This is a genomic window from Brevundimonas sp., assembly GCF_036659295.1.
In the GTDB taxonomy this organism is placed as follows: Bacteria; Pseudomonadota; Alphaproteobacteria; order Caulobacterales; family Caulobacteraceae; genus Brevundimonas.
Genome location: NZ_JAVXCU010000089.1, coordinates 1 through 9,012, shown reverse-complemented (window position 1 = coordinate 9,012; position 9,012 = coordinate 1). Strand labels below are relative to the sequence as shown.

At 56.7% G+C, this 9,012-nt stretch carries 4 protein-coding genes and 1 pseudogene; 4 read left to right on the top strand and 1 reads right to left on the bottom strand.

Features of this window, described 5'->3' with window-relative positions:
• The 3 genes and pseudogenes from RSB01_RS12260 to RSB01_RS12250 all read left to right on the top strand — a co-directional run.
• A pseudogene (locus RSB01_RS12260) lies at positions 1-361 on the top strand (3'-5' exonuclease); the annotation flags it as partial.
• A gap of 323 nt (positions 362-684) precedes the next feature.
• Positions 685-2,823 (top strand): AAA family ATPase, encoded by a 2,139-nt coding sequence (locus RSB01_RS12255; protein ID WP_332625557.1) that lies wholly within the window; start codon positions 685-687, stop codon positions 2,821-2,823.
• Between the two features lie 2 nt (positions 2,824-2,825).
• The gene (locus tag RSB01_RS12250; RefSeq protein ID WP_332625559.1) at positions 2,826-4,073 is read left to right on the top strand and encodes an McrC family protein; all 1,248 of its coding nucleotides are present in this window, start codon (positions 2,826-2,828) and stop codon (positions 4,071-4,073) included.
• Between the two features lie 253 nt (positions 4,074-4,326).
• On the opposite strand, the gene RSB01_RS12245 is transcribed toward RSB01_RS12250, so the two are convergent.
• Entirely contained in the window at positions 4,327-5,736 is a 1,410-nt protein-coding gene (locus RSB01_RS12245; RefSeq protein ID WP_332625555.1) for an NAD(P)/FAD-dependent oxidoreductase, read from the bottom strand.
• A 1,239-nt stretch (positions 5,737-6,975) separates the two neighbouring features.
• On the opposite strand from RSB01_RS12245, the gene RSB01_RS12240 reads away from it, so the two are divergent.
• Positions 6,976-9,012 (top strand): P-loop NTPase fold protein (locus tag RSB01_RS12240; protein ID WP_332625554.1); only part of this gene is annotated, 2,037 nt, incomplete at its 3' end.

Genomic DNA, 9,012 nt, shown 5'->3' with positions numbered 1-9,012 from the left:
GGGCTTCTTCTACGATAAGCACCGAGCTGAAAACGACTGCGCAGCCGCCATCGAACTGCTCTCCCGTCCTTTACCGAGAAGCGGGATTTTGGCGCTTGCGGCTCTGTTGGAGGCTGCGCGCCGGCCGACCTGGCGCATTCGTGCGGAGGGGGCACCGTTTGATTTGAAAGACGCGCTAAAGGCGCGTGGATATCGATGGGACGACGGCTCGAGTGGAGCGCCGCGCGCATGGTACAGGGATGTCGCGGACATGGACAAAGACGATGAGTTGAGCTTCTTGCAGCAGGAGATTTTCCAAAAAGAGGTCGATCTCCTCCCTGCCAAGATCGACGCTTATGATCGCTTTTCAGAGCGCTGCTAGCCACGAAGTAGGCGACCGCTTCGCGACTGCATCGATAAGAGGCAACACAGAGGCGACGTTAAAACTGCTCAAACGACTTCTAAGCAATCAACCGGTTGAGCCCGAAAGCACCATTGCGGATGGGCTGGCATCCTATGGCGCAGCGCTCGATTTTTTGAAGCCTCGGCATCTCCATGTTCTAGACAACTTGAGTAGCCGCTACCGTTTGATTGTGTGAAGGGTAGAGGCTTTCGACTTCGCTCAGTTAAGCTGACAGCAGCGCGTTGACACCGCGATCCCTTGCCGCAAGGCTCAGCTTAAAGTTTCTCGAAGGGAATCGAATAGTGTCCCGTAATATTCCGCCTCACCCGTATTCCGAGCAGATCTTTACTGCTGCAGCGCGTTGGCGAGATATTTGTCTCGTTGGAGATGGGTCGATTTTTGGAGATGAAGCTCTTTGGCGATCAGATCGCATTGAAGAGATCGTCGAGTACTTTGTTCGGCGTCCTGACGAGACCGGGGAATCGTTCCTCGCAAAGCTAGAAAACCAAATGGCGCCGACCTCGCCCGAGGCTAAGCGGTTAATGTCCGAAATGCTTTGGGTCCTGCTGCTCTTTCCGAGCAGCGTATCATCTAAAGTCAAAAAGAACTTGATCGTCTCAGCGTGGTCATGGTCGGGAGCGGACATTCCCGTGGAGCACCCGATGCTATCGGGTGATGTCCTTGGCGGCCTAGGATCTGGCGGGCCTGGCTTTAATAATCACCGTTGGCGCGAACTACGGTTCCTCGTCAATCTCACGCTCGAAGCCAAAGCTCTGCCCCCGCAAGAACGGCAAGTCGTCTTTGAGGACGCCTGGACCTTCGGCGACTGGGTCAATGCGGTGCCCGATGATGGGCGACGCCAAATGAAGCTGATGCTGCCACACCTTGTGTTTCCGGACACCTATGAGCGAATTGCCGCTGACGGGGCTGTTCGGGAAATCCTAAAGGTCTTCGACGGCATCTCAGGTAGGCAGTTCGCTAGCATGCCCAAGCGAGAGCGAGACGAACGGCTTTTGGCCATTCGTCAGCGCCTTGAAACCGAGCTTGGCCAGCCCATCGACTTCTATGAAGAGCCTACGAAGTCACGTTGGAACGCCGACCTTCCACAAGACGAGGTGCCGAAAGCCGCCGATCCGACGGCGTCAGACGATAGGCCGCCGCTCAATCTCATTCTCTATGGACCTCCAGGTACAGGAAAAACCAGGCGGACCGTAGAGATCGCTGTCCAGATCGCTGATCCTGACTTCTTCGCCGACTTTAAGGACGACCGCACTGCCTTGAAGCGTCGCTACGATACCCTCGTCGCCGCAGGGATCGTGTCTCTCGTCACATTCCACCAGAGTTTCGGCTACGAGGACTTTATCGAAGGTCTGAAAGCTACCGTCGATGACGAGGGCCGGCTGCGATATGTGGTAGAAGATGGCATTCTGAAAATGCTCTGTTCCTTTGATGCCTCAACTGTAGAGGGATCGATCACTGTCCCCGGAGATGTGTTTTCTCGCGACTACACTGTTCTCCGATCCACGCCCGAGATCTTATGGCTACAGAAGCCAAACGGAGCGGAACTACCTTTGCCGTGGGCGACACTTAATGAACTAGTTGCATTGGTTAGGTCCAAAACCGTCGATTTGGAGGACCTGCGCGCAGGAAAATTGTTCGAAAAGGTCCCGTCTACCAAGCTCGAGAAATATCTGGTGAACGGCTACCGCAATATTCTCCCGCCGATCGTCGAGCGGCTCATTGCGGAACCCACCCTTAGAGCGCACAGCAGTGTTCAGCCGAAGGTGTTGATCATCGACGAGATCAATCGCGGCAACGTTTCTAAAATCTTCGGTGAGAGCATCACACTCATTGAACCGGATAAGCGTCTAGGCGCGCGAGAACAGCTAACAGTCACTCTCCCGTATTCGAAAAAGCCATTCGGTCTGCCAGCGTCCCTTCATATCGTGGGCACCATGAATACGGCAGACCGATCCCTAACAGGCTTGGACGTCGCTCTACGCCGTCGCTTTGAGTTCGAGGAGGTCGCTCCTGATCCGTCAATCGTGGAAGGGATCGAGATCGATGGCGTCAACTTGGGCCAGTTACTGACAGCGATCAACGCGCGCATTGAGCTTCTTCTGAATCGTGATCATTGCATCGGCCATGCCTATTTCACCGACCTAGAAGACACCCCGACTTTGTCGGCCCTTGAGAGGATTTTCCGTCAGCGCATCCTGCCTCTGCTGCAGGAGTACTTTTTCGATGACTGGGAGAAGATCGCTATGGTTCTCAACGACCATAGAAAGGCAGATCCTGCGGACCGGATCATCGTCGAGCGTAACCGGCATGTGGAAAGTCTTCTGGGCGAAGCATACGGCGGGCCGAACGCTGGGGGGTGGACCATTAACGCCTCAGCCTTGGGTCGGGTAGGCACCTATTCCGGAATCCTCTCCGCGTGAGCATGATCTCGGTCCGTGAGTTCGCAACGCTTCGCGTCGGCGACGGACCGTCTGATCTGGACCGGGCTTCCATTTCTCAGGAAGATTTCGCGTGGCTGGCTGGCTTTGCCGGTACCGAACCTGAGCACGTCGCGTTTGTCCGAGTCACGGGCGCACGGACGCTTCAGGTCAGAAACTATGTGGGGGTGCTACGTACGCCGAGCGGACAAGATCTTGAGATCTTGCCGAAGCATACGGCTGACGCACAGTCAATTTCCGGTAGCCGTCGGCTGCTGCGGCGTATGATCTCTGAGACTTGGCGCGTTACGCCCAAAATGGGCGGAGAAGCCAACCTAGAAGTCTTCGACCGACCCTTTACGGAATGGCTCGCCAGTCTCTTCCTGCAAAGTGTGGGGGAGTTGGTAGGGCAGGGTTTGCGCAGCGCTTACGTTGAATCCGAAATTCAGGAGCGCTATCTTCGCGGACGCCTGAACTTCGTAAAGCAACTGCGGGCTGGCCCCTCATCAGCCGCGACTTTTCATATTCGCCAAGATGTCTTCACTCTCGATCGACCAGAAAACAGGCTTATCCGCGCGGCGCTTGATCGCGTGGTTCGGGGTGCCCGTGCGCCAGATAACTGGCGGCTAGCGCGGGAACTGGCTGAGCGTCTTGCCGAAATTCCTCCGAGCCATAGCATTAAGGCCGATCTCCAGCGCTGGCGCTCAGATCGATTGATGGCGAGTTACGCGGCGTTGCGGCCTCTTTGTGAAGCGATCTTGACGGACCGCACGCCCTTCGCCCTTTCGGGGGCGCGCTCTGGCCTTTCGTTGCTTTTTCCAATGGAGAGGCTCTTTGAGGACTTTGTCGAATCTTCCGTCCGTAAACAATTGCCCCATGGCTACACACTTCATCGCCAGCCCAAGGCCCACACGCTCTGTCGGTATGGTGACAAGCGATGGTTTGAACTTCGCCCCGATCTAGTGATCCGTCACGGCGATCACGCTTGGGTAGTCGATGCAAAGTGGAAGTTGCTGCATGGCGACCCGAATAAACGCTTCGGAATTTCGCAAAGCGACCTCTATCAAATGCACGCTTACGGGCAGACCTATCTCTCGGGGCTAGGAGAGCTGTGCCTAGTTTACCCAGGCACCGCGCAGCATCCTTTACTTTCCAGTCCACTTCTTTTGCCTGCCGGAGAACGCTTACGCGCGCTCTCGCTCGATCTCGATACGGGGGCGTTTGATCGACTGCCCTGGGCTGTGGCCCCGTAAGGTGAAGATATCGCAAGGGAGCAATCCGCTTCGAGCTGATTGTAGGGTTTCTTGGAAGGGCCATTAGGCGCAAAAGGGCAGGGGCATTTGCCTAAAAGCGGACCTCTAGAGATTCTGAACCTGACTCAAAGCGGCGCTTGACGGCGTCCGCTTCAGGTAGGTGCTCATCATTCGTCATTCGTCATTCGTCATTCGTCATTCGTCATTCGCCATTCGCCAGTCGCCTATGTCACCGGATGGGCGCTAGTCTAGTTTAGCCGCCTCGGACTAATCGCTTGCTGGTCGTGGAGGCGGCGAGTTTCTTTGTCGGGATCAAGGCACGGGTGGTGCGCTCACGATGCCGCGTGTCGGGTTTGGTCGGTGGGCGCAGATAGGCGTCTTGAGAATCGTCCATCGCCCACAGCCACGGTGTGTGGTGAGGAACCGCCGTCGTCCCTGTCAGGACCGAGGTATAGCATTTGTTGCGATACCCCATGATGTCGGCCTTCTTGTCCTTCTTCCACTGCAGGAAGATCTTGTTCACGGCCTCGATATCAAAGGACGGATAGTCGCTCTGTGCGATCAGGCGGGCGATATAGGCCCCTTGGAATTCATAAGCGTCGGCGTCACACGCAATCTTCAGTTCCTCGTCGCGCCAGTGCTGGTTCAAGGCCTCCATCACGGTCCGATCCGGCAGCGAAATGCGGCCCATGATCATGTCGCGCGTCAGCCAGGCCTGAGCATCGAACAGATTGAAGCTGTACCAGAGGTCCTGCATCCCCAGATAGAAGAGCTGCGGATTGGGGGTATAGGCGACCCCCTCGTACAGATCCTGCGGCCACAGGCGGTTCTGCGTCTTCAGGCGCAGGTCGTCGGTCAGGAAGGGGAAGTCGTGACGATAGCCGGTGCACAGGATGATCGCATCCACGCGCTTGGTGCTGCCGTCCTTGAAGTGGGCGAGGTTGCCCTCGACGCGAACAAGCTGCTGCTTCTCTTCCCAGTTCTCGGGCCAGACATAGCCCATGGGCTTGGTGCGGTAGCAGGTGGTTACGGACTCAGCGCCGTACTTGTAGCACTGCGAGCCGATGTCCTCGGCCGAGTAGCTGGAGCCGACCAGCAGGACGTGCAGAATGCGCCCCGGGAAGCTCGCGAAACCCGGGAACTCCGGCATGTTCGGCGTCGAGAAATGGCCCGTAGCCACGATGACGTGGTCGTATTCCTCTTGCGTCAAGGTGTCGGCGGAATAGTCCATCGCCGTGACCGTGAACTTGCGCGTCGCCTCGTCAAAGGTGACGGCTTTTACGGCATTGTTGAAGCGGATGTACTGGCGCACACCGGCCTTGGCGACCCGCCCCTGGATATAGTCTCTCAGGACTTCGCGCGGCGGATAGGACGAGATCGGGCGCTTGAAATGCTCGTCAAAACTATAGTCGGCGAATTCGAGGCATTCCTTCGGTCCGTTGGACCAGAGGTAGCGGTACATGCTGCCGTGAACCTGCTCGCCGTTCTCGTCCAGGCCCGTGCGCCAAGTGTAGTTCCACATGCCGCCCCAGTCCTTCTGCTTTTCGTAGCAGACGATGTCGGGGATGGCGGCTCCCTTTTCGGCAGCGGCCTGGAAGGCGCGAAGCTGGGCCAGACCTGAAGGGCCGGCGCCGATGATGGCGATACGTTTTTGATGGGGCATGAAACACCTGCAGACGCGTGTAGGAACGCAGCGCGACGTCGGGTCACGGTGCAAGAAGACTGGTTGTGCGGGGGTGTCAGGCGAATGAGGGCGGAATGTGCCGTTGGCGAGCCGTGGCAACACTCAGATTGCTGGCTCCAATAATCTTGATCCGCGACGTCACCGTCGGCTGACAAATAGAGATCATCGCAACAAAACGAATGTAATCCCTGCAAAGGCGGCGTGCAAACTTAACGACCGATGAACTCATTATTCTAATAATATTTTCTAACATCGATGATTATTACATTCATTCTTTCCGTTACATATGCTCATATTCATATATCATACTAATCTGTGCTGCAAATTTGCTACTGTCTTATGTCCCTGATCTCGACTGAATCGGGGCCGTTTTTCGGCGTGGGACGGGGCGATATCACGCCTCACGAAGTCAAAAATCGCGGACTTGAGAGGACTGGAAACGCAGCGTTCAGTTCGCAGAAGGATGAGGCGCCAGAGTTCCGCTGTAACCCCCACCATAACTGGGCGGAGGGGGGCGCGCCTGAGACATCACCTGTCCCTACAGCCGCCGCGAGAGACGCCTCGTCATCCGCTTGAATGCAAGGGTCGAGGAACGGCGGTCACGATCGACGATCACAAGCCCGTGAGCCTGCCGAGATCAACGGCCGCCAATACGGGGCGACGCCGAGACCCCAAGTCCGTCTTTAACTAGGCGACGATCTTACGGGTATCGACGCCTGCTCGGGCGATGACGACCCGACCGACGACAAGGCCCAGGAGCGGCGCATTCGAAGTGGGGGTGGCGTTTCCGGAATGGCCCCTATGCTCAAAAGGAGGTTTGGGGGCTAATAGCTGGACCTGACACTCAGCGGCGGTTGGCGACAGCGGCTTTCGGCAGCCGATGTCTCACCCGCCGGCCATTTTGAGAGCGCCGCGCAGCAGATGGCGGCCTCACATCTGATAGCAAAAGCAATACGCTCGGAACGCGTGCTCTCTAATCACAGGGACGGGTTTCCGCTCGCACGTCCTCTACTTCTCGGTAATCGACGAAGCGAGCAGCCCAGTGGCCTATGTTGAGAGCGTGGCTCAATCACGGGGCGGACTCGCGAGCATGGATCGCGCATGAGCAAGCAATTCGTCGGCCATCCCTGTTCTGGGTGAAGCCGAGCAACCATTGTTCTCCCATTGTTCCGTGCTATATCTGGTTGCATAACAGTGAAGCTCGTTTCGGGAGGGGCCATGTCGGGCGATGCAGAAGGCGCAACCTCGCCGCAAGTAAAGTTCATTCGTGATTCGGCCGCCGAGGCAGATTTCTTCGGTAGACCTGACAGGGTTGGATCGCACGATCGCGTGGCAAAGGCCTGCGCATCAGTGATCTCTACGAACGACGATCTTAAAGTCATCGGCCTTCTGGGCCCTTGGGGGAGCGGTAAGTCGACTGTGGTTCGGCTTATTCAGCGAGAGCTGAAAGCTGATGAAACGTTACAGACTCATGTCTTTTGCTACGATGCTTGGTTGCACCAGAGCGATCCGCCCCGCAGAGCGTTTCTCGAAACGCTTCTCCAGTTCCTGATCGATCACGATCTGACGACGCAGGACCGGTGGCAGACCCAGCTCGACATTCTCAATCGCCAGATAGAAGATACGACCACTACGGCCACTCCGTCTCTGACGGCCGCTGGTCGCCTCCTCCTTTTGTCGCTTGTTTGTCTTCCCTTCGGGATGCAGTTCATCGGCCACGACTGGTTCGAGGCAGCATTCAAAGCGAACTCGGTGGGCTTTGCGAAATACGGCTTCTGGTTTGGCTTGAGCTTACTGGTGGTTCCCCCGTTTCTGGCGCTCTTGACCTATCTCTGGTGGCGGCCGCGCTGGAACCCGTTGAGCCCGGAGTTTCGATCCTGGGATAACTGGCGGACGCACAAGCCACCTCATCAAGACGAGTCCCTGCTGTCCATTTTTGTGAACAAGCACGTTGAGAAACATCTCAATCGAACGACCCGGACACCTGATCCGACCACCATTGAATTCCAAAAGATATTCCGCGACATTATCAAGGAGGTGTCGGCGAAGAAGATTCGCCTCATCCTCGTCATCGACAACCTTGACCGCCTTCACGAAGCCGAGGCGGTCTCCATGTGGGGCACGATCCGTAGCTTCTTCCTGGGCGCAGAAATAAAGCCTGAGGATGGGAAGCCGTTGCGGCTCCCCACAGTTCTGCTGCCAATTGATCGAGACGCCGTCGAGCGTATGTACAAGATCGACTACGGCGACGACGCGCCCGCCTTAGCGCAGTCGTTTATGGAGAAGACTTTCGACCTGACATTCTACGTCACCAAGCCGGTCCTCTCCGACTGGAGCGATTATCTCGCCGACCAGCTTCGTAACGTGTTCGGGGCGGAGCTTAGGGCCGACTGGGCGTTTCAAGTAAGCCGCTTATACGAGAAAGCGCACGACAAGTCGGAAATCACGCCGCGCTCGATTAACGTCACGATCAATGACATCGCCACGCTTTGGATTCAGTGGCGCGACGAAGGCGTTTCCTTCGTCTCTATCGCCTATTTCGTCATTTTCCGTGACAACATCGGAAAAGAGATTTTCGGCGCAATTCACAATCCGGTCGCGGCCATTGCCGACCTCGATCCAGACTGGCAGCAGAATGTCGCCGCGCTCTATTTCGGAGCGCCGCCGGCAGAAGCTATCCAGATTATGTTGGAGCCCCGTTTGTGGGCCGCCATAGAGAAGCGAAACGCTGTCGCTTTCGAAGAGCAGTCGACGATAAAGGGCTTCGACAGCATCCTGCAACGGGTCCTCGATAAGCTTTCGCCCGCCGAGCCGGCCTTCATCGCTAACGTTGCAATCTTGTTGGCGGAACTCGCGCCTCCGGACGAGCCTTGGGTCAGTTCGATTTGGCAGACGCTGCGACGTCTCTACATTGAAGCAAAGCCTTGGGGGGCGCTGAGCAAACATGATGTCGAGGCGCTAAAGGCGTTGCTGGCAGCGAGTTCGAAAACGGATGCGAAGAGGCTCATCACCAAAACCGCCAACCGTTTGAGCACTTCGTCAGCAGAAATCTTGTCTAGCCCAGCCAGCCTCGGGAACTTTGTGGCGCTCGCCAATGAAATGTTAGAGACCGCAAAGACCAACGAAATCCCAGCTCCGAAAATAGGGGTTCCCGGCAACACCCACCAATATCTGTCTGCGATCGTTTCAGCCAAAGCATCAAACGGCCTCGTGGCGGCGTTAACCACCGACTTTAGCGACCAGGAACTAGTGGAT

Coding starts and splice junctions, on each gene's coding strand:
- RSB01_RS12250 (WP_332625559.1), top strand. CDS start 2,826: ATGATCTCGGTCCGTGAGTTCGCAACGCTTCGCGTCGGCGACGGACCG.
- RSB01_RS12245 (WP_332625555.1), bottom strand. CDS start 5,736: ATGCCCCATCAAAAACGTATCGCCATCATCGGCGCCGGCCCTTCAGGT.